Raw genomic sequence first — 20,586 nt, forward strand, 5'->3', positions numbered from 1 at the left:
CGACCTGAACGATCGAGTCGATTATGGATTCGGCAGCGATCTTTCAGGTCGGCGAAGATCCCAAGCAACCCCCAATCGGTCCCCTCTACCTCCGGGAGAGGGCTAGGGTGAGGGCAGCCCTCTCAAGCCAGACACAACACCCCGACACCCCCAACCCCCCCCTTGTCGAGCCACAACAATGACCACAACCCGCAACGACTGGGAACAGCGCTTCCAGTCCCTGACCATCGAATCCCGCGCCTTCATCAACGGTGAATACCGCCCGGCAATCAGCGGCGCCACCTTCGAATGCCTGAGCCCCGTCGACGGCCGTTTCCTCGCCTCCGTGGCCAGCACCGACGAAGCCGACGCCAACCTCGCCGTCGAAGTCGCACGTCAATCGTTCAACTCCGGTGTGTGGGCCAACAAGGCCCCGGCCGAACGCAAGCGTATCCTGATTCGCTTCGCCGATCTGATCCTGCAACACCAGGAAGAACTGGCGCTGCTGGAAACCCTCGACATGGGCAAACCGATCAGCGACTCGATGAGCATCGACATTCCGGCGACCGCCAACGCGATCCGCTGGAGCGCCGAGGCCATCGACAAGATCTACGACGAAGTCGCTGCCACGCCGCACGACCAGCTCGGTCTGGTGACGCGCGAGCCGTCCGGCGTAGTCGCCGCGATCGTGCCGTGGAACTTCCCGCTGATCATGGCCAGCTGGAAATTCGCCCCGGCCCTGGCCGCCGGTAACTCGTTCATCCTCAAGCCTTCGGAAAAATCGCCGCTGACGGCGATCCGCATCGCGCAACTCGCGCTGGATGCCGGCATTCCGAAAGGCGTTTTCAACGTCCTGCCGGGCTTTGGTCACACCGTTGGCAAGGCGCTGGCGCTGCACATGGACGTCGACGTGCTGGCCTTCACCGGCTCCACGGCGATTGCCAAGCAACTGATGATTTATGCCGGGCAAAGCAACATGAAACGCGTCTGGCTCGAAGCCGGTGGCAAGAGCCCGAACGTGGTGTTTGCCGACGCCCCGGACTTGCGTGCGGCAGCCCAGGCGGCGGCCGGCGCCATCGCGTTCAACCAGGGCGAAGTGTGCACCGCCGGTTCGCGTCTGCTGGTCGAGCGTTCGATTCGCGAGCAATTCATTCCGCTGCTGGTGGAAGCGCTGCAAGCATGGAAACCCGGTCACGCCCTCGACCCGGCAACCACCGTCGGCGCCGTGGTCGATCAGCGTCAACTGGACAACGTGCTGCGCTACATCAGCATCGGTCGCGAGCAGGGCGCCGAGCTGATTGCCGGCGGCCAGCGCACCCTCGAAGAAACCGGCGGCCTCTATGTGCAACCGGCGATCTTCGACGGCGTGACCAACGCGATGACCATCGCCCGCGAAGAAATCTTCGGCCCGGTGCTGTCGCTGATCACCTTCGACACCGTTGAAGAAGCGCTGCAGATCGCCAACGACAGCATCTTCGGCCTCGCCGCCGGCGTCTGGACCAGCAACCTGAGCAAGGCGCACACCTTCGCCCGTGGCCTGCGGGCCGGCAGCGTGTGGGTCAACCAGTACGACGGCGGCGACATGACTGCGCCGTTCGGTGGTTTCAAACAGTCGGGCAACGGTCGCGACAAATCGCTGCACGCGTTCGACAAGTACACCGAGCTGAAAGCGACCTGGATCAAGCTCTGATTTTCTACAGCGGTGGTCGCCTTCAATGGGCGACCCTCGGAGAACAATAAAATGAAGCAACAACACGTCAACAGCTACTACGCCGCCACCCGCAACGAAGTCATCGACTTCCCGACCCTTGAAGAGTCGGTCGAGTGCGACGTCTGCATTATCGGCGCCGGCTACACCGGCCTGTCCTCGGCGCTGTTCCTGAGTGAAGCGGGCTATAAAGTGACCGTGCTCGAAGCGGCGAAAGTCGGCTATGGCGCCAGTGGCCGCAACGGCGGGCAACTGGTCAACTCCTACAGCCGCGACGTCGATGTGATCGAAGAGCGCTACGGCGAAAAGACCGCAGAAATTCTCGGCAGCATGATCTTCGAAGGCGCCGACATCATCCGTTCGCGGATCAAGGAATATGACATCAAATGCGACTACCGCCCGGGCGGCATTTTCGCAGCGATGAACAAGAAACAACTCAACGGTCTGGCCGAGCAGAAGCGCAATTGGGAACGCTACGGCAACCGCAATCTGAAGATGCTCGACGCCGCGGACATTCGTCGCGAAGTCGGCTCCGACGCCTACGTCGGTGGCCTGCTCGACATGCAGGGCGGTCACGTGCATCCGCTGAACCTGGCCCTCGGTGAAGCGGCAGCTATCGTGAGTCTGGGCGGCAAAATCTACGAGCAATCGGCTGCCGTCGAAATCAAATACGGCGAACCGAATGTCGTGCGTACCGCCAAAGGCCAGGTGCGCGCCAAGTACCTGCTGATCGCCGGCAACGCCTACCTGCCGCAAGGCCTCGACAACCGCGTGACCGCGAAAAGCATGCCGTGCGGCTCGCAGATCGTCGTCACCGAACCGTTGACCGAGAAACAGGCGCGCAGCCTGATCAGCAACAACTACTGTGTCGAAGACTGCAATTACCTGCTGGATTACTACCGCCTGACGGCCGACAACCGTCTGCTGTACGGCGGCGGTGTGGTTTACGGCGCGCGTGAACCGGACGACATCGAACAGCTGATCCGGCCGAAGATCCTCAAGACCTTCCCGCAGCTCAAGGACGTGAAAATCGACTACCGCTGGACCGGCAACTTCCTGCTGACCATGTCGCGCATGCCGCAATTCGGCCGCATCGAGAAAAATGCCTACTACATGCAGGGCTACAGCGGCCACGGCGTCACCTGCTCGCATCTGGCCGGCAAACTGATCTCGGAAATGATCCGCGGCGACGCCGAACGCTTCGACGCCTTCGCATCGCTGCCGCACATGCCCATGCTCGGCGGCCGTACTTTCTCGGCACCACTGACCGCCCTCGGCGCCGTCTACTACTCACTGCGCGACCGTTTCGGCATCTAAGTTACCTCCCCGGCGGCGGCCCCCAAGGCCCCGCCGGTTTTTTACCTGCCAGTGCAGCCACCCTCACTCCCGCTGACACACCACAAAACCTGTGGGAGCTGGCTTGCCAGCGATAGCGGTCTTTCAGCAAAAGGGATGTTGAATGTGCCACCAATCGCTGGCGAGCCAGCTCCCACAGGTTTTGCATTTACTTCGCAATTAGCACCAGCAGGCTCTTTTACCCCACCGTCCATCGAACCTGCTGAGCAACACCGACAAACGTGATTTAATAGCCGCCTTTCACGGTTCCGGGACACGGGAGCAACGTGATCCGCGCCCTCGGCGCGTCACCCGCCACCCACCCCCATCGCCCTTAAGTCGTTCTCACATAAGGCAGTCATGGATACGGGTTCTCGACTCAAACTAGTACGCGAAAGCTACAAACTCTCCCAGCGCGAGCTGGCCCGGCGTAGCGGCGTGACCAATGCCACCATCTCCCTGATCGAACAGAATCGCGTCAGTCCCTCCGTCAGTTCACTGAAAAAGCTGCTCGAAGGCATCCCGATGTCCCTGGCCGACTTCTTCACCTTCGACCAACCGCCACGCGAACACCAATACGTGTTCCGCGCCAACGAACAGCCCGACCTCGGCCGCCACGGCCTGCGCCTGCTGCTGATCGGCGCCTCCGTCCCAAGCCGCCAGATGCGCTTGCTGCGCGAGCAATACGCACCGGGCGCGAGCTCCGGGGAAGAGCCGATTGTTCACTCGGAAGGTGAGGAGTGTGGGCTGGTGACGCGGGGAACTGTTGAGTTGACCGTGGATGGCTCGGTGAGTGTTTTGAATGCGGGGGATGGGTATTACTTTCCTACCACGCTGCCGCATAAGTTCCGCAATATTGGGGCGGATGAGGCTGAGATTATTAGTGCGAATACGCCGGCTAACTTCTAATCGCTGTTTAAATTAGGCGCACGTTGTGAATAAATCCGACACCTTTTACTGGGTTTCGGATTTTTTTTGCGTGGATGAAATGTTTGTAGGGTGCAGGGTTTTGATTTGTAGGAAGGTTCTGAATAGGTGCGTGATGAGGCGAGGTTAAGGATGTTATGGCTCTTCTGGAATGTTTACATTCCTGGTGGTTGATCGTAAGCCATTTTTTGATTGTCCGTAGAGCTTGATTTTTTTGGGTGTTATAGCTATGTGAGGGAGCGGGCTGTGCAATTAAATGATCTTCGGTGTTTATCTCGTGTTTATTGTCTAATTCTTGCTTCTTCACTTTTCTGGAGTGTGATGGTCTTAAACTGTATTGGTCAGTTTATAAGGCTTGAGGGCGATCTGGTTTGGGTAGTGTTTTTTGTTGTTTTTGCTCTATTTGCTTTGCATGGTTTTATTTTTTCTGTTCCATCGCTTCGCAATATATTCGATGGAAAAGTGATTGAAGAAAAGCACTATAATTTACGGTGGGTGTTAATCGAAATAGTCTTTTTATCTGGAATATTGGCCATTGCTTTTGTTCCTTTTATGATGGGATTTGATTTTTTTAATGGTGTTTCGTACTGGGTAGTGGCGTCTTTTCTGTTTGTTTCTTTTCTAGGATCGTTTTGCTATTTAAGCTTTTTTCAGCGTTCGTTTCGCTCTCACCGTTGACGGGAGTGCGCGCTTGTTACGCGGGGGACTGCTGAGTTGACCGTGGATGGGTCGGTGAGTGTTTTGAATGCCGGGGATGGGTATTAATTTCCTACGACGTTGCCGCATAAGTTTAGGAATGTTGGGGTAAATGAGGCTGATAATTGGTTTTTAATGGTTTAATACGGGTGGTGTCGTGAAGTTGAGCATTCGATTTCTGTGTCAGGTTGTCCTTCTGTTCTTTTTAACTATCGCATTTAGTTTTATTTTTACGTTGGTTCTAATAAATTTTTTGAGTCAAATTTTACCGCTGGAAGGAGTGGTCAGGAAATTTACTGAGGGCTTCATGCTTCTGGTTTATCTGTATGTAAATTTATTCTATTGCTTTCCCGATCAGGTATCTGAGTTGCGAGGTCGGTATGCCGGGTCTAGACGCTATCCTGCCTGGGTAAGGCATTTCATCGCTGGCAGTTGCGCACTTATATTTGAAGAGGTCGCTTATTACTTTATTAGCGATACTTGGAGCTTGTCAGAAGTACTGTATAGGTTGCTGAGTTTTTCGGTGTTCTTCGTTTTTTACGGATATTTTATGTCCGGGAAAGAATTTAAAGGTGGGCGGTGATTTTTGTTGTTGGTTTGTTGGGTGACTTCGTTGTCGATGTTTCTAATAGTGATGCCGTCAATCAAGGCCTCAGATGCAAGCGATATTTTTCCCATTCTCTTATAGGCTCGCTCATAATTCATAGAGTCGCGAATGAATAGCTCCACTGAGTCGGGTTTTCGAACTGGTTGAAGTATGCTGAATATAGAGAGCCCTATGTCAACACCATAATAGGCAATATTTCCACGGGAAGAGTCACCCGCTAAGAATTGATAGAGTTTGCGGGTTGGACCAACTACTGCTGGATTTTCGGGGCCGTAGTAAATGTTTGCTAGTCCTTCATAGATATTGTTAGCTCCATGTAATGAATAGGCGGTGCCGGCCACTGCGTTTTTTGGTGTTCTGGAAGCGAAATGTACTGAGGCGATTTGGATTTGCATCATCCCCGCGGCAACACCTACACCGTTTTGAGCATAGAACGATACTTTGTTCAATAAGTCAGAGTGTTCCTCCCTGAGCTCCTGCAGCCCTTGTTTGGCACTCATAAAACCTTCATCCACCGCCCGAATAACCTCATTCGCATAAGACGAAACGATTTCGCTAAATCGAAGTTGGCTGAAGCTGTCATACAACTGAGTCGCGCCGATCTGGCACCCGAATGCGACCAGATCGGAAGCAGCCCGGGATACGTCGTTGATGTCACACGAATCCTCATTCATCGTTATTTCCCCAACTGCTGAAGCCGCTTGTGCCCGCCTGGATATGGGTCCAACTGATTTCGCGGTAAGTGAATGACACCAGTTCCTGTGGCTGGGCGTCGTTCAAATGGATGGCGTGAGGAACCTGGAGGTTGATGTGGGCGATTTTTGCGCCGCTTATGTGGATTTTGAAGTATTTGTCTTGCGTGCCAGCGGGGGAGGTTCGGTAGAAAAAGATGGTGCAGTCCAGCACTTCGCGTTCGTGAAGTGCGGCGGAGAGGAGGGGTGAGGATTTGTCGATGTTCTTGGTGATCATGATCGGCAAGTGCTTGCCACGGTCGGCGCTGACGCCGCCGTTATTGCCGGTAGTCATGTTGTGGGAGTAGGCCAGAACCATGATTTCGTCGAGGTGACCTAACTGGCATTTGTTGCCGATTGAATCGATATCGGAGCAGCCGGCCGAGATAAGCCCTTGACGGTTTCCGGTAATGCTCATGTAGCTGTGGTTGGCCATGGAAGCTCTGCTTTATTGACTGGAAAACTCTTGTTTGAAGAGTAACTTTCAACTAAAGCCAGACCGGTGGCGCGCTGGTTCGCTATTGGTGATGTTCAGACGCGTCTTACAAGGGGCGCGGAAGTCAGGAGGTGATTATTCCCAAGTGCCAGCGACGTTATCGCTGGTTGGATGACCGGGCGTTTATGAAGTTGGCACTTTGGTAATGTGTTGGTTATCAGGCTGGCGCGTCGAAACCTCGCTGCTCGATTACCCGAAACACATCACTCACATCCTGCACCATGATCCTGGCGATGTTGGTGACGGTGTTGATGTCATGTTCGGCGTAGTCGGGGAGGCTGGTGCAGGCGATGAGGTCGAGGTATTTGAGGACGGCGTTTAGGCGTTCGGCCAGGCATGCGTGGAGGTCGCGTAGTGGGGCGTCGGCGTTGATCAGGAGGACGGGGTGGTCGGTGGCGGGGTGTGACATGTGGGCGTAGTGGTGGAGCGGTTTTTTGATCGTCATAAGATTGCTCTTCAAATAATTAAGAAGTGCCACCTTTCTGCTGCGAAACAAAGGGGTGGCAGCTGTATGCGGGTTCGCAGACCGGAGAAGAGTCAAACCGGCAGACCCGAAGGTCTCCCACACACAGCCGCCATATAACGAAACGGCGGCGAATTTTGCCACAGTTGTCATCTAGCGGTGTGTGTCACTTCTGAGGGCTGCGAAACCCATCGCCAACTGCGGTCAGCGACAGCCCCACTCTAGGCAGCAATTCCCGCACCCACAACCGACCTGTAGGACGCAAACCCGGCCCTGTGGCGAGGGGATTTATCCCCGATCGGCGACGCAGTCGTCGTAATCCGGCGCCCACGTTGAGTCAGGAGAATTCAGCTCGCCGGTTTGGGGCCGCTTCGCAACCCACCGGGAATGAATCCCCTCACCACAAGGTGTGTTTTCCTACGAGTTTTTCAGACTTCAAATTCGGTCGAATCTCAAATCATGGCTTTGCATGTTGGTACAGGGGCTGCTTTGCAGCCCAGCGGGAGCAAGCTCCCTCGCCACAATGGATGTGTTGATGCACGAAAAAGGGACACCCAGCGGTGTCCCTTTTTATGTGCCCTAAACAACCGTCACTTCGCCTTCCAATGCCCACCGCCACTTTCACAATCAATCTTCGCCTGCCCCAGATTCTCCGCGCCGTAGTAATACGTGGTCACCTGCGCGCCATCCGGAATATTCAACGCTTTGGCGTTTTTGTCCTTGCTGGTGGAGTGCGGGTTGGCGAGGGATTCCTGGGTGAGGGTGGCGATGCACGTGGCTTGATAGTGGTCATCGCACTGCTGGACCTTTTTCTTGACGGCGTTGACCATGTCCTTGCTTTCGTTGCTGCATGACCAGTCGATGGAATTGACCGGCATGCCCTCGTATTCGTAGCAGCTGTGGCCGGAAACGGTAGGCACGGAGGTGCTGGAGGAGCGGGTTTCGACGTCGCAGCCTTCGGCCATGACGCAGGTGGGGATGACGCAAAAGGTGGCGAGCAGAAGCAGGAATCGAATGTTCATCGGGGTTTCCTCTTCAATGGCGCCGGTTTTGATCAATGAATTGGCGCTTAGGGTTTCGAGATAGCGCAGGGGAAGGAGGTTCCATCAGGTTTTTGATTTGCGCTGTTCGCGTAGACTGCGAAACAATCGGACACATCTAGCGCCCAAGGATTGGAATATTGCCCATGATTGAAATCGGCAGCCGCGACAACGCCCCCACGTCGCAGCACTCAACCCACGACGTCTACATTTTCAACATCGACCTGTCCCGAGCGGCCACGCCTTTCTGTTTCGAACAATCGACGGCCGGGGGGCATGGTGGGCAGGGCGGTGCGCGCTGGTTGGCGCTGGATGAGCTGGAAGCCTGGCCCGGTGAGTGGCGTGAGCACTTGAAGAAGTCTGATTGTGCCTGGGTCGCTGAGTTGATTGACGCGCATCCTGGTGCGGATCAAGTGACATTGGTGTCGATGATTCTCAAGCGTCACGCCGAGTCAGCGAAGCCTGTCGGTCGCTGAAAGCCATTGGCGCCTGGCTCAAACGCAATATCCACGTCGGCGGCCGGTATGGCGTTTAACCCGAGGAAACCCCTATGACTCAAACACTCGAACGCGCCATTGCCCTCGCTGCCACCGCACACGCCGGGCAGGTGGACAAGGGCGGGGCGCCGTACATTCTGCATCCGTTGAAGGTGATGCTGCGCATGACCTCGCTGGAGGAACGCATCGTCGCGGTGCTGCACGATGTGGTCGAGGATTGCGGTATCAGCCTTGATGACTTGCGCAAGGAAGGCTTCAGCGAAGAGGTGCTGACGGCGATTGCATCGGTGACCAAAGTGCCAGGCGAGTCCTACGAGGATTTCGTCGAGCGCGCAGCGCAGAACCCGATCGGCCGGGTGGTGAAACTGGCGGACCTGGAAGAGAACAGCGACCTGTCACGGATCGCCTCGCCAAGCTGGGAGGATCTGGAGCGGATCGAAAAATACCGGCGGGCGATTGGACGGTTGCGCGCTTAAGCCATTTGAATAGCCAGGAAGGCGACCATGAAAACGATTCTGTGTCTGTTGATCGCCGCCGGTTTTGGTGCGGTGCTGCAATCCCTCGGTGTGCCGCATGGCTTGCTGTTGGGTTCGATCCTTGTCACGGCACTGCTCGTGACACAATCGGGTTTCGCACCCGCGACGCCTTATGGGCTGGGTTATATCCAGGTCACCCTGGGCATCGCCACCGGGCTGATGTTCGAGGCGTGGGACAGTGCGACGGCGTCGACCATGTTGCCGAGCCTTGGTGTGTTGCTGCTGTGCTTGACGGTGCAGATTGCGCTGGCCGGTTGGTGGCTGACGCGCGGCGCAGGGTGGAATCGCACGGATGCGCTGCTCGCAGTGTATCCGGGGGCACTGGCGGCGGTGTTCGATTTGCTGGAGTCGGAGAAGGCGTCGAGCAAAGTCATCATCGTGCACCTGATGCGGTTACTGCTGATCACGGTGCTGGTGAGTTTTTTGATTCCGGGGCCGGTGTCGATTGCTGCTGTTGAAAGCGCTCCGTTGACCACCGGCATGGCGTTGACGGTTGTCTCGGTCATCGGCTTGAGCGTCGTGCTCGGTCGCTTGCTGCTGGTGATCGGCGTGCCGGCGCCCTTCATGCTCACGGCGATCATCATCACCGCCATCTTTGTAAAAGCAGGGTGGTTGCACGGCTTTCACATGCCCGACTGGAGCTTGAATCTGGCCGCGCTGATTCTCGGCGTGCGCATCGGCTCAAGGTTTCAAGGCTTGGGCGTCAGGGAATTGGGGCTGCATGGTCGCACGGCGCTGGTCTCGGTCGGGCTGATGATCGTCGTCGCGGCGGCATTTGCTGAAGTGGCGGCGCGATGGTTGGGCAGCGATCCATTGCCGCTCTGGCTGGCGTACATGCCTGGGGCGATCGAGACGATTGCGATTGTCGCGTTTGCGGGTGGGTTGAATGTGGTGTTTATCCTCACTCACCACTTGGCGCGGATGGTGCTGCTGCATTTTGCGCCGGCGTTGTTGGTGCAGGTGCGGCGGGTGCGGGAAGGGGCTTGAGCGAATCAATCGTCGCCGTACATCAAGTCCAGTTGTTCTATCCACGCGGCGCTGGCATTGAATCGGGCGTAATAGCGCTGTTTTTCAGCATCACTCAAAGAAGTAAAGAACGGCAGGAAATAACGCTCGTTGTAGAAACCTTGGGCTCCTTGCATATTGCCTCCCCACCATGAGGGGTTGTAACCCTCGAAGGCGACCCACGGTGGTGGGACAGTGAGCCTTTCGTCGTTCAGCAAGTCGAGGAACCTCGCGCTGTTAGTCACTAAATGAATCGTGACCGCGTTGAACGCTTGCTTGGCGGTGAAGAATATCAAGCGCTCTTTGCTCAAGGTGTCCTCATATTCAAAGGTGCGCAGGCCGTTGAACGTGCTTTCCCTGACCTTTTGGAAGGACGAGTCGACCCACTGCCGGAAACGGTTGACGTCGTTTTGCTCAGTCAGAAGTGAGAGGTAACAGGCCAATACTCCGGATTGCTCAAGCGATGTCATCATCGGCAGGTTTGGCAGTCTGGCGACCGACAAAGGCATTACAAAGTACGACTGCAGGGCTTTCAGGCTGTATCCGGCAAAAAGCGGCTTTGCCTCAGGTTTGATGAGCGCGGCGAGTCGGCTCAGTAAACGACGCATCGGAATCCGTGATCAGCGAAATTGAGGGTGTCGGGATGGTATCCATAACGGCGAGTGCGAGCCACTGCTTCAATAACGTTGAGTGCCGTGTTCAAGAGTTCCTTGCCGAACACTTTGAACTAGACTCTCTGATTACCTCGCATCACAGCCAACCCCAGGCCCCGCCGGAGGTAATCATGAATCGCCTGACGCCCATCCCGCTATTGATCGCTGTCGCCCTGTGCGCCACTCAAGCCAGCGCCGAATCCGTCGTCCCGCTCAAAGGCCAGACCTCGCAACAAACCCAGATCGACATCAACGACTGCCACTCCATCGCTTCAACTTCCACCACTTCCACACCGCAAGCCGGCGGCCGTCTCAAGGGCGCCGCTGTCGGTGCGGCGGCGGGCGCGGCAGGTGCGCAAGTGCGCGGCCGTCAACACGACGAGCTCTACGAACGCGTCGACGATGACCGCAAGCAGGATTACCGACAAAACCGCGCCAAAGAGACTGCAGCCGCCGGTGCGGTCATCGGAGGCTCGCGGCAGCGCCAGGAGCGACGGGCACAGGGCAAGAACGAGGCGGCAGCAAGTTCCAGCGCTTACACCGGATGCCTGCAAGGGCGCGGCTATCAGATCACACCTTGACGGCTCGGCTTGTGCGCTTCGAGCAGGTGCATCATCAACGCACTATAGAGCGTCACCAGAATGAACAGGCCCATGCGCACCGCAAACGCGGTGTACACGTCCTTGCCCGCCGCACTGTCCTGCACCGATTGCCCGAGCAGGATGATCATGGTGATGAATGTGTTGATCCAGAATCCGGGGCTGAATTGCGTCGGGCTCAGGCGATAGAGTTTGCGCGCCAGCCACAGGCCGAACAGCAGCGTCCACAGAAAGAACATCCACAGGTGCACGAACAGACTCAGGCCGCACCACAGCAGTATCGCCAATACGCCGGCGAGTAGCGTCGAACCCAGCAGTTCGCGGCCGGCGTGGTGAGTCCGGGTGGTGGAGGTTTGCTGGCCGAGGCTGACGGCTTTGAGGATGATCGGCAGGTAGCTCGCCGGATCGCTCAGGGCCAACAGAAAGGTCGGCAGCACGATCAGTGTGGCGCGCAGGGCCACGCGGGGGACGTCATCGGCAGGCATGGCGGGTGGTTTCGGCGCCGTGGGGCTGTCGGGGCGTTCCGGGAATAGAGTGTGACTGAGGCCGACCACTGCAACCGCCAGCAACAGGCCTTTGACCAGCGCGCCAATCACCGCCATCGCCAGGTCGAACTCGGCGAAGCCGGCGGCGGAGATCATGGTCATGCCGATCACCAGAAACATCATGATCAATGGATTGCCACCACGCAGGCCGAAGCGGAACACCAGAAACAGACCGAGGCCGATCAGCAGCACACCGCTCACCGGGTAGTAACGCAGCAACGGTACCAGCAGCAGGCCGATGCTGGTGGTGAACGCCGCCACCAGCGCCAGTGCCAGCGCACCTTTCAGTGGCAGCGGGCGGGGCAGACTGGCGAGCAGCAACACCGCCAGCACTGGCGAGATAAAGGGCAGCGGCAAGGCAAAAGCATAACTGGCGGCGGTGCACAGCGCCGTGCCGAACGCCAGGCGCAACGCCCGTTGCGCCGGCACGCTGCGTTCAATAGGCATACGACAGCCAGCTCATCAGGCCGACAAACAGCCGCCCCAGCGGATTGAGCAGATTGCCCTCGGTGGGGAAGGCCATGACCTCCGCCTGGCCGCCGGCGCGGATGGCACGGCTGTCGAACAGGCGCTTTTTCGCCTCTTCACTGAACTCGATGATCACCGGGAAGCGTTGCGCCGGACGCAGCCAGTCGCGGCTGTTCTGGATGCTCGGCAAGGTGCCGGGCGCCGGCGTCTGGCCGACGCTGACGCCATAACCGACGCTACGCACGCGACCGTCGAGCACTTCGCCGGGCAGCGCGTCGAGGACGATCGCCACCGGGGTGCCGGGTTGCACGCGGCCGAGGTTGTTTTCGGTGAGGTCGGCGCTGATCCACACGTCGTGAATGGCGATCAGGGTCATCAGCGGGCTACCGACCGCAGTGAACTGGCCGACGTCGGTGCGCAGGTCGGTGATCAGTCCCGCCGAACGCGCGCCGATGCGGGTGTTGGCCAGATCCAGTTCCGCCTTGGCCAGTGTGGCGGCAGCGCTGAGCAGTTTGGCGTTGGTGTCGGTGTTGCCACCTTCCTGCTCCTGCGCACGCAGCACTTCGGCCCGGGCGGCGGCGACCTTGCTGACCGCCGCTTCGTGGTTGGCCCGGGACACTTCCAGAAGTCGTACGGACACCGTGCCCGGATCTTCTTTGTACAAACCTTCAAGCCGTCGATTGTCCTGCCGCGCCTTGAGTTCATCGGCCTGGGCTGCACGCAGCGATGCCTGGGCCGAAGCGATACCGGCGGTGCTGGCGCCAACTGTGCGCCGGGTGTTTTCCAGATCGGCACGGGCGCGGTCGACGGCAATTTGCAGCGGCTGCGGATCGAGTTCGAAGAGGATGTCGCCGGCCTGCACGTCCTGGTTGTTGCGCACGTTGACCTTGATCACCCGGCCCGCGACTTCCGCCGCCACCGGGATCACAAACGCGCCGACCCGCGCCTGCTGGGTATAGGGCGTGTAGCGGTCGGCCAACAAGTACCAGGCCAGGCTCAGCACAATCACCAGCAGCACCCAGCGGATGCCTTTTTTCGCCGGATCCGGCGGCGCTTCATCACTCATGGCGGTCTACCTGCGAGGGAATCGGATAGGTCGGTTGCGGCGGCGGGGCGCTCAGCAGTTCGCCCCAATCGGTGCGTTGCTGCATCTGCTGCCGGGTCGCTGGATCGATCTGCGGCCCGGCGCTTTGCCAGCCGCCGCCGACGGCGCGGTACAGGGCGATCAGGTTACTCACGGCGTTGCTGCGGCTGACCAGATAGTTGTCCTGTAACTCCAGCAACGCACGCTGGGCGTCGAGCACCCGCTGAAAGTCTGAATAGCCTTCTCGATATTGGGTGTTGGCCAGCACCAGAGAACGCCGCGCCGCGCCTTCGGCCTCGCCGAGAATGCGTTCACGTTCCAGCGCTTTGGTCAGGCCGCTGGCGGCGTCGTCGGCTTCGCGGGCGGCCTGGCGGACTTTGTCGCGATAGGCTTCGATCAGTTGCTGCAGGCGCGCGTCCTGCACGCGGATGTTGTTGCGGATCCGCCCGTAATCAAAGATGTTCCAGCGCAGGCTCGGGCCGCCGATCAGGTCGAGGCTGCGCGGGGTGGCGCCGAGGGTGTCGCTGGACCAGACGATGCTGCCGAGCAGGGTCAACGAGGGATAAAGGTCGGTTTCAGCCACGCCGACCAGCGCCGATTGCGCGGCAACGTTCAGCTCCGCTGCGCGCACATCGGGGCGGCGCAACAGCAGGTTGGCCGGGACATCTTGCAACACGGCGCGTTCCACCAGCGGAATCAGCCCCGCTTGCTCGGCCAGGAACGCCGCGCCACCGGGTGGCTGGCCGACCAGCACCGCCAACGCATTGCGGGTGCGCAGCAACTGGTCTTCGAACGCTGGAATGCTGCTCAACGTGCCGAGGTATTGGGTTCTGGCCTGTTGCAAATCGAGTTCGGCGGTCTGGCCGCTCCGAAAGAGTTTTTCGGTGATCTCGAAATTGCGTTTTTGCTGGGCGGCGTTCTCCCGGGCGACTCGCAGCCGGGCTTCGGTAGTGCGCAGGGCAAAGTAGGTGTCGGCCACTTGCGCACGAAGCAGCACGAGGGCGTCTTCGTAATTGGCCTGGGCGGCGAAGTAGCTGGCGTCGGCGGATTCGATGGCGCGACTGAAACGCCCCCAGAAATCCAGTTCCCAGCCGACATCGAACGCGGCGCTGTGCTGCCAGAAGTGCACGTCTTGCGGGTTGTTGCCGCCGGACTGGTGGCGGTCGATGTACAGGCTGTCGGCGCTGGCCTGTTGCAGTTGCGGGTAGCGACCGCTGTCGGCGATGCCCAGTTGCGCCCGGGCTTCGAGGACCCGCAGGCCGGCGATCTTCAGGCTGCTGTTGCGGGCTTCGGCGTCGCTGATCAATCGGTCGAGCACCGGATCGGCAAACACCTGCCACCACTGGCGCAGATCCGGCAGCGTGCCGCGTTCGCTGGCCCGCTCCAGTGCCGGACTTTGCCACTGCTTGCTCCAGGCTTCGGCTGGCGGCTGGAAATCCGGGCCCAGCCGCAGGCAGCCGCCAAGGCTCAGCGCACCGAGCAGCAGCAGGTGGCCGGGATGGATCAGCAGGGCTGGCGTTGCAGGCATACCGGGAGGCCCCAGTGGGAAATGTCACTGGAGCATAGACCGCAGATTGCGGGTTGATCGAAGCAATCAGCTGCTACGCTTTTTCAGGCGAACTCCCCTGAACCGCCCCCGACGAAAAGGTAGGAAACCATGGACACTGCTCAAGATCCGCTTGCCCCCACCAGCGCCAACTGGCGTTTCAAGGTCGGCGTGGCAATCATCTGCCTGATGCTCGGTTCGTGGCTGATGGTGCCGATTGCCGCCGCCCTCGATGTGCCGGGCTCGAAAGTTGCGGCGTTGACTGGGGTGTTGTTCATCAGTAACAAGGTGCTGTTGCTGCTGGTGATCGCGGTGATGGGCAAGGCCGGGTTCGCCGAACTCAAGCGCACGATCGGCCACTATATTTCCGGCGTGATTCCGACCCCTTTGGCCGAAGTCAGCCCGATGCGCCACAAGATCGGCGTGGTGATGTTCTGCCTGCCGCTGCTGTCGTCTTTCCTGGAACCGTATTTCGACAACTTCTTCCCGGGCGTACGGCCCAACCTCTGGCAGATGCAGGCGCTGGGCGACTTGATGTTCGTCGGCAGCTTTTTCGTGCTGGGCGGCAATTTCTGGGACAAGGTCCATGCGCTGTTCGTGCGCAAGGCGCGGGTGGTGGCGGAGTGAAAGCAGGTAGAGGACTGATTTGAAGGGTGGTGAATGTCTGGATACGGCGCCGTATCCAGACATTCACCGGTTTAGCGCCGTTCGGGTTCAGGGCGTGATGTTGATTGATCCCGTGGTGACATCAACGGCGATCTGGTAGATGCCATCGGCCTCTGGTTTGACGCCGCTACGAGGTCCTTCAGCATTAAACATGATGACTCTGTAGCTTTGCTCTACAGCTTTGCTGCGCAGTTTTTTTAATGCCGCACGTTTCTTGGTGCCGAAGAATGAGGAAGCCGCATTAAATGCTTCACCCGCGAGGGTGCCGCTCGGCGATTCTGCGCGTATGTCAAAGCTGTTGCGGTTTTCGTTTCCAAACTCAACGGTGTATTCGTCGAAAGGGAAAAATTTCCCTTTAAGCAGCGCGCCGATGCCATGAAGAATGACCAGGTCAGACATGATCCGGTTGGCCGCCTCGAACAGTGACACGTCTGGGTAGGGCCCGTGGCCCAAGCGATCGCGCTTCAGCGCAAGCATCAAGGATATGCCGGTCTTCCCCGCAATCGATTCGCCGATAACGGCAAGGTCGTGATGAAACGCCTCGGTTATCGAGTCGATATTGTCTATCGTCAGCTTCCGAACGGGTTGGCGCATGTTGATCTCTGCAAAACATCTGGAGCCGACAACGCTAGATTTTTGCTTTGCGGGTGTCTAGAGAAATCATCGATGGCAAAAGTCTGAGCCCGGCGCAGGATTAGTCCTTGATCAGGCGTGCCCGAGCGCGATGGCAAACGACACGACGACCATGCAGGCAAAAGCGAAATTGAGGTTCATGGGGTGTTCATCCTGGTCCTTTTGAAAGTGGGGCCATTCTGCCGGGGTCGGGTCAAAAGAAAAATTCTGCTTCGTGATTCCAATGATCGAAGCCATTGATACCGGCGTTGTGTTTGCAAGTTTGCTTGGCTAAGCTCGCACAAACCTGCAATGACCAGCACAAACAGGCAAAACCATGCACGATCATTCCGCTTCAGAGCTTCCCTCCCTGCGCCGGCAGAAAATACTTTTGATCCTCGAACGTGACGGCAAGGTCATGGCGTCCGAGTTGAGCCAGCACTTTGCAGTGTCCGAAGACACCATCCGCCGCGATCTCGCCGAACTCGACAGCGCCGGGCTGGTGCAGCGGGTGCATGGCGGGGCATTGCCGCGGCCGAAAGACACCGGCAAGGATTATTTCACCCGGCTGGAGGAGTCCGATGAGGTCAAGGTGCGTCTGGCACAGTTGGCGGCGCAGAAGGTCGAGGACGGGCAGATTGTGCTGTTCGACTCTGGCTCCACCACGTTGCAGGTGGCGCGCTCGTTGCGTGCGGATATCCGCATCACGGCGGTGACGGCGGCGCCGATGACGGCGATTGCCTTGTCCGAATACAAGGACGTCAAAGTGATCCTCGCCGGTGGGCAGTTGAACCCGCGCACGATGTCGGCCGGCGGCCATGAAGCGGTGCGGCTGCTGGCCGGGATCAAGGCGGATCTGGCCTTCACCGGGGTGTGTGCGATTCACCCGGAAGTGGGGATTACCTCGCTGCATTTCGATGAAGTGCCGGTGAAGCAGGCATTGCTGGACAGTGCGGCGCGGGTGATTGCGGTGACCACGGCGGACAAGCTCGGCGCGGTGGAGCCGTTTGTGGTGGCGTCGTGTACGCGCCTGCATACGCTGATCACCGAGCGACATGTGGCGTCGGGGAGTGTCGAGGATTATCGGCGGCTGGGGATTGCGGTGGAGCAGTTGCCGGACTGAGGTTTGTGCTGGAGCTGCTGGCCTCATCGCTGGCAAGCCAGCTCCAACAGGTTTTGCGGTGTACATGAAATCTGGGTACGCCACGGACACTGTGGGAGCTGGCTTGCCAGCGATGGGGCCAGTCCCGTCAACGCAACTTTTCAAGCATCTGGTAGTACCACATCCCCGCCGCCAACAACGGATTGCCCAGCAAATCCCCCATGGGCACGCGAATGTGCTGGCACTGGGCAAAAGTGTCGAACTGCTCCAACTGCCCGGTGATCGCCCGGCTCATGATTTCACCCATGATGTGGGTGGTGGCGATGCCGTGCCCCGAGTAGCCCTGGCAATACCAGACGTTGTCCGACAGCTTGCCCAGTTGCGGGATGCGGTTGATCACGATGCCCATCGCGCAGCTCCACTGGTAGTCGATCTTCACGCCTTTGAGCGCCGGGAAGGTTTGTTCGATGCACGGGCGCAACTCGGCGGCGATGTCTCGCGAGTCCTTGCCGCTGTAGTTGGCGCCGCCGCCGAACAGCAGGCGCCCGTCGGCGGTGAGGCGGTAGTAGTCGAGGACGAAACGGCAGTCGTACACCGCGAGGTCTTCGGGGTTGATCTGCCGCGCCAGATCGCCCAGCGGCGCGGTGGTGACGATGCCGCCCATGGCCGGGAAGATCTTGCCCTTGAGCTGACCCGGTTCGAGCTTGTGATAGACGTCACCGGCGAGCATCACTTGATTGGCGTCGATCTGGCCGTGAGCCGTCCTGACCCCAGGCGTCGCGCCATGGATGATTTCCAGCACTTCACTGTTCTCGAAGATCAGCGTACCGAGACTCTCCGCCGCCCGTGCTTCGCCGATGCACAGATTGAGCGGGTGCAGGTGCATGTTGCGGGTGTTCTTGATCGCGCCGTGGTAGAGGTCGCTTTGCAGCAGGTCACGCACTTGGCTTCGGTCGAGCAGACTGACTTCATCGCCCAGGCCGCGGCGCACGGCTTCCTCGTAATCGTTGCGCAAATCCGTCATGTGACTGGGCTTGTAGGCAGCGTGTAAATGACCGTGTTTGAGGTCGCACTGAATGCCATATTTCGCCACGCGCTGCTGGATGATTTGATGCCCGCGCCAGCGCAGGTGCCAAATGAAATCGTCAACCGCATCACCGAGTTTCGGGCGCATCTGTTTACGCATCGCGCCGTCGCCGGAGAGGCTGCCGGTAACCTGGCCGCCATTGCGCCCGGTGGCGCCCCAGCCGATCTTGTTGCTCTCGACGATGGCGACCTTCAAACCTTTTTCGGCGAGTTCGACGGCGGTGGCAACGCCGGTGAAACCGCCGCCGATGATCACCACGTCGACTCGGTGTCGGCCGCGCAGGGTCGGGTAGTCGGTGTCCTGATTGAGGGTGGCGGTGTAGTAGGAATTGCAGCGTTGGCTCATGTCAGTGTCCACACAAAATTCAAATCGGTACGCGATCCCCTGTAGGCGCGAGCAGGCTCACTCCTACAGGGGGATCAGTGGTGAGTCTTCAGGCTTCGGTCAAATACCAGCGCCAGTCCTGTTCGCCCACCTCGGCCATGAACTGCCGGTACTCGGCGCGTTTCACCGCCAGGTACACGCCGAGAAATTCCTGGCCCAGGGCATCCCGCGCCCACGCAGAATTCTCCAGCGCTTGCAGTGACGTCAGCCAATCGGTCGGCAGCAATTCCTTCGCCTGCGCATAGCCGTTGCCCTCGACCGGTGCGCCCGGATCGAGGTTTTCACGAATGCCGCGATGGATGCCGGCCAGGATCGCCGCTGCGGCCAGGTACGGGTTGGCGTCGGCGCCGCAGATGCGGTGTTCGATGTGTCGGGTATTGGCCGGGCCACCGGGTACGCGCAGGCTGACGGTGCGGTTGTCGACGCCCCAGGTCGGCGCCAGTGGCGCGTAGCTGTTGGCCTGAAAGCGCCGGTAGGAGTTGGCGTTGGGGCAGAACAGCAGCAGCGAATCGAGCAGCGAGGCGAGCATGCCGCCAATCGCCGTGCGCAGCAGCGGGGTGCCGGCCGGGTCCTCGGAGGCGAACAGGTTGCGCCCCTCGCCATCGGCCAGGCTGACGTGCATGTGCATGCCGGTGCCGGCCAGATCATCGAACGGCTTGGCCATGAACGTCGCCTGCATGCCGTGCTTGTGCGCCACGGCTTTGACCAGGCGCTTGTAGCGCACTGCCTGATCCATCGCCTGCAGTGCATCGCCGTGTTCGAGGGTGATTTCCACCTGGCCCGGTGCGTATTCGGAGATCGCCGTGCGCGCCGGAATGCCGTGCAGTTTGCAGGCGCTGTAGAGGTCGGCGAGGAACGGTTCGATCTGCTCCAGTTCGCGCAAACCGTAGACCTGCGTGTGTCGCGGTCGGCCCCCGTCGGCATCCAGCGCCGGTTGTGGGCGACCGTTGTGATCGCGTTTGGCGTCGAGCAGATAGAACTCCAGTTCGCAGGCCATCACCGGGTGATAACCCTCGGCCTTGAGACCGTCGATGATCCTGATCAGCAAATGGCGCGGGTCGGCGATGCTGGCGGGCATGCCCTCGGTCGGGTGCATGCTGACTTGCACCGCAGCGGTGGGAATCTGCCGCCACGGCAGGCGCACCAGACTGCCTTCGAGCGGGTAGGCGCGGCAGTCGATGTCGCCGACGTCCCAGACCAGACCGGAGTTTTCCACGTCCTCGCCCTGCACGGTCAGGCCGAGAATGGTGCTTGGCAGCGGGCGGCCGCTTTCATAGACGGCGAGCAATTCCTCGCGGTGCAACAGCTTGCCGCGCGGCACGCCGTTGGCGTCGAGGATAAACAGCTCGATCATGTCGATATCAGGGTTTTGGTCGAGAAACAGGCGTGCGTCTTCAATGGCTGCGAATTTCATGGTCAATCACTCACGAGGGCGCCGCACAGGCGCGCAGATTCGGGCCGGACGCAGGGAGGGCGTCCTGGCAGGGATTTCAAATGCAGATCAGTCAGAGGTGACACAGAACCTGTGGCGAGGGCGCTTGCTCGTGCTGAGGCGCGAAGCGGCTCTCGCTTTTCGATTCAAAGGCAGGGGACTGCTAAGCAGTCCAGCGGGAGCAGGCTCCCTCGCCACAATGCGGATCTTGACTGACTGGCGGAATCAGCAGGCGATATCCGGCGGGCGTGCGGAGTGACGCAGCTTGGAACGGCGCAGGGCCATGGGCAGATTGACGATGCGATTCATGCGCGGCCCCTGTGACAGGGGGCGCACACTGCGGAGACGTTCAACGATTTTAGTTGTTGTGGTGACGTACTCATAACGC

21 protein-coding genes and 2 pseudogenes are annotated in these 20,586 nt (G+C 59.3%); 11 read left to right on the top strand and 12 right to left on the bottom strand.

From position 1 onward, the window contains the following. The first annotated feature begins 178 nt into the window (after positions 1 to 178). From K5Y35_RS19230 to K5Y35_RS19250, 5 genes and pseudogenes are all read left to right on the top strand, one after another. The gene (locus K5Y35_RS19230) at positions 179 to 1,669 is read left to right on the top strand and encodes an aldehyde dehydrogenase (RefSeq protein WP_103370534.1); all 1,491 of its coding nucleotides are present in this window, start codon (positions 179 to 181) and stop codon (positions 1,667 to 1,669) included. A 51-nt stretch (positions 1,670 to 1,720) separates the two neighbouring features. Further along, on the top strand, positions 1,721 to 3,004 hold the full coding sequence (locus K5Y35_RS19235) for an NAD(P)/FAD-dependent oxidoreductase (RefSeq protein WP_222832626.1): 1,284 nt from the start codon (positions 1,721 to 1,723) through the stop codon (positions 3,002 to 3,004). Positions 3,005 to 3,382: 378 nt separating this feature from the next. Then, the gene (locus K5Y35_RS19240) at positions 3,383 to 3,931 is read left to right on the top strand and encodes a cupin domain-containing protein (protein WP_042558757.1); all 549 of its coding nucleotides are present in this window, start codon (positions 3,383 to 3,385) and stop codon (positions 3,929 to 3,931) included. Positions 3,932 to 4,195: 264 nt separating this feature from the next. After that, a complete protein-coding gene (locus K5Y35_RS19245) occupies positions 4,196 to 4,627 on the top strand; it encodes a hypothetical protein (RefSeq protein WP_222832627.1) in 432 nt (143 codons plus the stop codon). A gap of 3 nt (positions 4,628 to 4,630) precedes the next feature. Further along, a pseudogene (locus K5Y35_RS19250) lies at positions 4,631 to 4,711 on the top strand (XRE family transcriptional regulator); the annotation flags it as partial. Between the two features lie 471 nt (positions 4,712 to 5,182). Here K5Y35_RS19250 and K5Y35_RS19255 read toward each other — a convergent pair. From K5Y35_RS19255 to K5Y35_RS19270, 4 genes are all read right to left on the bottom strand, one after another. After that, positions 5,183 to 5,926 (bottom strand): DUF4225 domain-containing protein, encoded by a 744-nt coding sequence (locus K5Y35_RS19255; protein WP_222832628.1) that lies wholly within the window; start codon positions 5,924 to 5,926, stop codon positions 5,183 to 5,185. Continuing rightward, a complete protein-coding gene (locus tag K5Y35_RS19260) occupies positions 5,919 to 6,419 on the bottom strand; it encodes an Hcp family type VI secretion system effector (protein ID WP_222832629.1) in 501 nt (166 codons plus the stop codon). Before K5Y35_RS19260 ends, K5Y35_RS19255 begins: the two co-directional genes overlap by 8 nt. A 217-nt stretch (positions 6,420 to 6,636) precedes the next feature. Next, positions 6,637 to 6,924 carry a fructose-bisphosphate aldolase gene (locus K5Y35_RS19265; protein WP_123462695.1) on the bottom strand — a complete coding sequence of 96 codons (288 nt, stop codon included), beginning with the start codon at positions 6,922 to 6,924 and terminating at the stop codon, positions 6,637 to 6,639. A 608-nt stretch (positions 6,925 to 7,532) separates the two neighbouring features. Beyond that, entirely contained in the window at positions 7,533 to 7,964 is a 432-nt protein-coding gene (locus K5Y35_RS19270; protein ID WP_186614757.1) for a hypothetical protein, read from the bottom strand. 164 nt (positions 7,965 to 8,128) lie between these two features. Here K5Y35_RS19270 and K5Y35_RS19275 point away from each other — a divergent pair. From K5Y35_RS19275 to K5Y35_RS19285, 3 genes and pseudogenes are all read left to right on the top strand, one after another. Next, a pseudogene (locus tag K5Y35_RS19275) lies at positions 8,129 to 8,517 on the top strand (hypothetical protein). A gap of 15 nt (positions 8,518 to 8,532) precedes the next feature. Then, the gene (locus K5Y35_RS19280; RefSeq protein WP_222832630.1) at positions 8,533 to 8,955 is read left to right on the top strand and encodes an HD domain-containing protein; all 423 of its coding nucleotides are present in this window, start codon (positions 8,533 to 8,535) and stop codon (positions 8,953 to 8,955) included. Between the two features lie 27 nt (positions 8,956 to 8,982). Further along, complete coding sequence (locus tag K5Y35_RS19285) at positions 8,983 to 10,002, top strand: AbrB family transcriptional regulator (RefSeq protein WP_222832631.1); 1,020 nt, start codon at positions 8,983 to 8,985, stop codon at positions 10,000 to 10,002. A 5-nt stretch (positions 10,003 to 10,007) separates the two neighbouring features. Here K5Y35_RS19285 and K5Y35_RS19290 read toward each other — a convergent pair whose 3' ends face one another. Beyond that, on the bottom strand, positions 10,008 to 10,628 hold the full coding sequence (locus K5Y35_RS19290) for a hypothetical protein (protein ID WP_222832632.1): 621 nt from the start codon (positions 10,626 to 10,628) through the stop codon (positions 10,008 to 10,010). 176 nt (positions 10,629 to 10,804) lie between these two features. Here K5Y35_RS19290 and K5Y35_RS19295 point away from each other — a divergent pair, with 176 nt between their 5' ends. Next, the gene (locus K5Y35_RS19295) at positions 10,805 to 11,254 is read left to right on the top strand and encodes a YMGG-like glycine zipper-containing protein (protein ID WP_222832633.1); all 450 of its coding nucleotides are present in this window, start codon (positions 10,805 to 10,807) and stop codon (positions 11,252 to 11,254) included. Here K5Y35_RS19295 and K5Y35_RS19300 read toward each other — a convergent pair. The 3 genes from K5Y35_RS19300 to K5Y35_RS19310 are packed head-to-tail and all read right to left on the bottom strand — an operon-like array spanning position 11,239 to position 14,897. Further along, positions 11,239 to 12,264 carry a DUF2955 domain-containing protein gene (locus K5Y35_RS19300; RefSeq protein WP_222832634.1) on the bottom strand — a complete coding sequence of 342 codons (1,026 nt, stop codon included), beginning with the start codon at positions 12,262 to 12,264 and terminating at the stop codon, positions 11,239 to 11,241. The genes K5Y35_RS19295 and K5Y35_RS19300 overlap by 16 nt on opposite strands. Beyond that, on the bottom strand, positions 12,254 to 13,351 hold the full coding sequence (locus K5Y35_RS19305; RefSeq protein WP_222832635.1) for an HlyD family secretion protein: 1,098 nt from the start codon (positions 13,349 to 13,351) through the stop codon (positions 12,254 to 12,256). Before K5Y35_RS19305 ends, K5Y35_RS19300 begins: the two co-directional genes overlap by 11 nt. After that, on the bottom strand, positions 13,344 to 14,897 hold the full coding sequence (locus K5Y35_RS19310; RefSeq protein ID WP_222832636.1) for an efflux transporter outer membrane subunit: 1,554 nt from the start codon (positions 14,895 to 14,897) through the stop codon (positions 13,344 to 13,346). The genes K5Y35_RS19305 and K5Y35_RS19310 overlap by 8 nt, the downstream gene beginning before the upstream one ends. A 129-nt stretch (positions 14,898 to 15,026) precedes the next feature. Between K5Y35_RS19310 and K5Y35_RS19315 the strand changes: the two genes are divergently transcribed. After that, positions 15,027 to 15,542, top strand: a complete 516-nt coding sequence (locus K5Y35_RS19315; RefSeq protein WP_222832637.1) for a transporter suffix domain-containing protein — start codon at positions 15,027 to 15,029, stop codon at positions 15,540 to 15,542. A gap of 87 nt (positions 15,543 to 15,629) precedes the next feature. On the opposite strand, the gene K5Y35_RS19320 is transcribed toward K5Y35_RS19315, so the two are convergent. Further along, positions 15,630 to 16,175, bottom strand: a complete 546-nt coding sequence (locus K5Y35_RS19320) for a hypothetical protein (RefSeq protein WP_222832638.1) — start codon at positions 16,173 to 16,175, stop codon at positions 15,630 to 15,632. Positions 16,176 to 16,286: 111 nt separating this feature from the next. Continuing rightward, entirely contained in the window at positions 16,287 to 16,451 is a 165-nt protein-coding gene (locus tag K5Y35_RS19325; protein ID WP_222834507.1) for a hypothetical protein, read from the bottom strand. Between the two features lie 79 nt (positions 16,452 to 16,530). On the opposite strand from K5Y35_RS19325, the gene K5Y35_RS19330 reads away from it, so the two are divergent. Next, positions 16,531 to 17,316, top strand: a complete 786-nt coding sequence (locus tag K5Y35_RS19330; protein ID WP_128613527.1) for a DeoR/GlpR family DNA-binding transcription regulator — start codon at positions 16,531 to 16,533, stop codon at positions 17,314 to 17,316. Positions 17,317 to 17,443: 127 nt separating this feature from the next. Here K5Y35_RS19330 and K5Y35_RS19335 read toward each other — a convergent pair whose 3' ends face one another. Together K5Y35_RS19335 and K5Y35_RS19340 are read right to left on the bottom strand one after the other, a co-directional pair. Beyond that, positions 17,444 to 18,727 (bottom strand): NAD(P)/FAD-dependent oxidoreductase, encoded by a 1,284-nt coding sequence (locus tag K5Y35_RS19335; RefSeq protein WP_123462716.1) that lies wholly within the window; start codon positions 18,725 to 18,727, stop codon positions 17,444 to 17,446. Positions 18,728 to 18,815: 88 nt separating this feature from the next. Beyond that, the gene (locus tag K5Y35_RS19340; protein WP_128614376.1) at positions 18,816 to 20,180 is read right to left on the bottom strand and encodes a glutamine synthetase family protein; all 1,365 of its coding nucleotides are present in this window, start codon (positions 20,178 to 20,180) and stop codon (positions 18,816 to 18,818) included. Positions 20,181 to 20,586 lie beyond the last annotated feature (406 nt).

Origin of the sequence: Pseudomonas sp. SC3(2021) (assembly GCF_019856535.1) — a bacterium.
Lineage (GTDB): Bacteria > Pseudomonadota > Gammaproteobacteria > Pseudomonadales > Pseudomonadaceae > Aquipseudomonas > Aquipseudomonas monsensis.

What these genes read in the sequence shown, in the direction of transcription:
- K5Y35_RS19230 (WP_103370534.1), top strand. Translation starts at nt 179, where the DNA reads ATGACCACAACCCGCAACGACTGGGAACAGCGCTTCCAGTCCCTGACC.
- K5Y35_RS19235 (WP_222832626.1), top strand. Translation starts at nt 1,721, where the DNA reads ATGAAGCAACAACACGTCAACAGCTACTACGCCGCCACCCGCAACGAA.
- K5Y35_RS19240 (WP_042558757.1), top strand. Translation starts at nt 3,383, where the DNA reads ATGGATACGGGTTCTCGACTCAAACTAGTACGCGAAAGCTACAAACTC.
- K5Y35_RS19255 (WP_222832628.1), bottom strand. Translation starts at nt 5,926, where the DNA reads ATGAATGAGGATTCGTGTGACATCAACGACGTATCCCGGGCTGCTTCC.
- K5Y35_RS19260 (WP_222832629.1), bottom strand. Translation starts at nt 6,419, where the DNA reads ATGGCCAACCACAGCTACATGAGCATTACCGGAAACCGTCAAGGGCTT.
- K5Y35_RS19265 (WP_123462695.1), bottom strand. Translation starts at nt 6,924, where the DNA reads ATGACGATCAAAAAACCGCTCCACCACTACGCCCACATGTCACACCCC.
- K5Y35_RS19270 (WP_186614757.1), bottom strand. Translation starts at nt 7,964, where the DNA reads ATGAACATTCGATTCCTGCTTCTGCTCGCCACCTTTTGCGTCATCCCC.
- K5Y35_RS19280 (WP_222832630.1), top strand. Translation starts at nt 8,533, where the DNA reads ATGACTCAAACACTCGAACGCGCCATTGCCCTCGCTGCCACCGCACAC.
- K5Y35_RS19285 (WP_222832631.1), top strand. Translation starts at nt 8,983, where the DNA reads ATGAAAACGATTCTGTGTCTGTTGATCGCCGCCGGTTTTGGTGCGGTG.
- K5Y35_RS19290 (WP_222832632.1), bottom strand. Translation starts at nt 10,628, where the DNA reads ATGCGTCGTTTACTGAGCCGACTCGCCGCGCTCATCAAACCTGAGGCA.
- K5Y35_RS19295 (WP_222832633.1), top strand. Translation starts at nt 10,805, where the DNA reads ATGAATCGCCTGACGCCCATCCCGCTATTGATCGCTGTCGCCCTGTGC.
- K5Y35_RS19300 (WP_222832634.1), bottom strand. Translation starts at nt 12,264, where the DNA reads ATGCCTATTGAACGCAGCGTGCCGGCGCAACGGGCGTTGCGCCTGGCG.
- K5Y35_RS19305 (WP_222832635.1), bottom strand. Translation starts at nt 13,351, where the DNA reads ATGAGTGATGAAGCGCCGCCGGATCCGGCGAAAAAAGGCATCCGCTGG.
- K5Y35_RS19310 (WP_222832636.1), bottom strand. Translation starts at nt 14,897, where the DNA reads ATGCCTGCAACGCCAGCCCTGCTGATCCATCCCGGCCACCTGCTGCTG.
- K5Y35_RS19315 (WP_222832637.1), top strand. Translation starts at nt 15,027, where the DNA reads ATGGACACTGCTCAAGATCCGCTTGCCCCCACCAGCGCCAACTGGCGT.
- K5Y35_RS19320 (WP_222832638.1), bottom strand. Translation starts at nt 16,175, where the DNA reads ATGCGCCAACCCGTTCGGAAGCTGACGATAGACAATATCGACTCGATA.
- K5Y35_RS19325 (WP_222834507.1), bottom strand. Translation starts at nt 16,451, where the DNA reads ATGGCTTCGATCATTGGAATCACGAAGCAGAATTTTTCTTTTGACCCG.
- K5Y35_RS19330 (WP_128613527.1), top strand. Translation starts at nt 16,531, where the DNA reads ATGCACGATCATTCCGCTTCAGAGCTTCCCTCCCTGCGCCGGCAGAAA.
- K5Y35_RS19335 (WP_123462716.1), bottom strand. Translation starts at nt 18,727, where the DNA reads ATGAGCCAACGCTGCAATTCCTACTACACCGCCACCCTCAATCAGGAC.
- K5Y35_RS19340 (WP_128614376.1), bottom strand. Translation starts at nt 20,180, where the DNA reads ATGAAATTCGCAGCCATTGAAGACGCACGCCTGTTTCTCGACCAAAAC.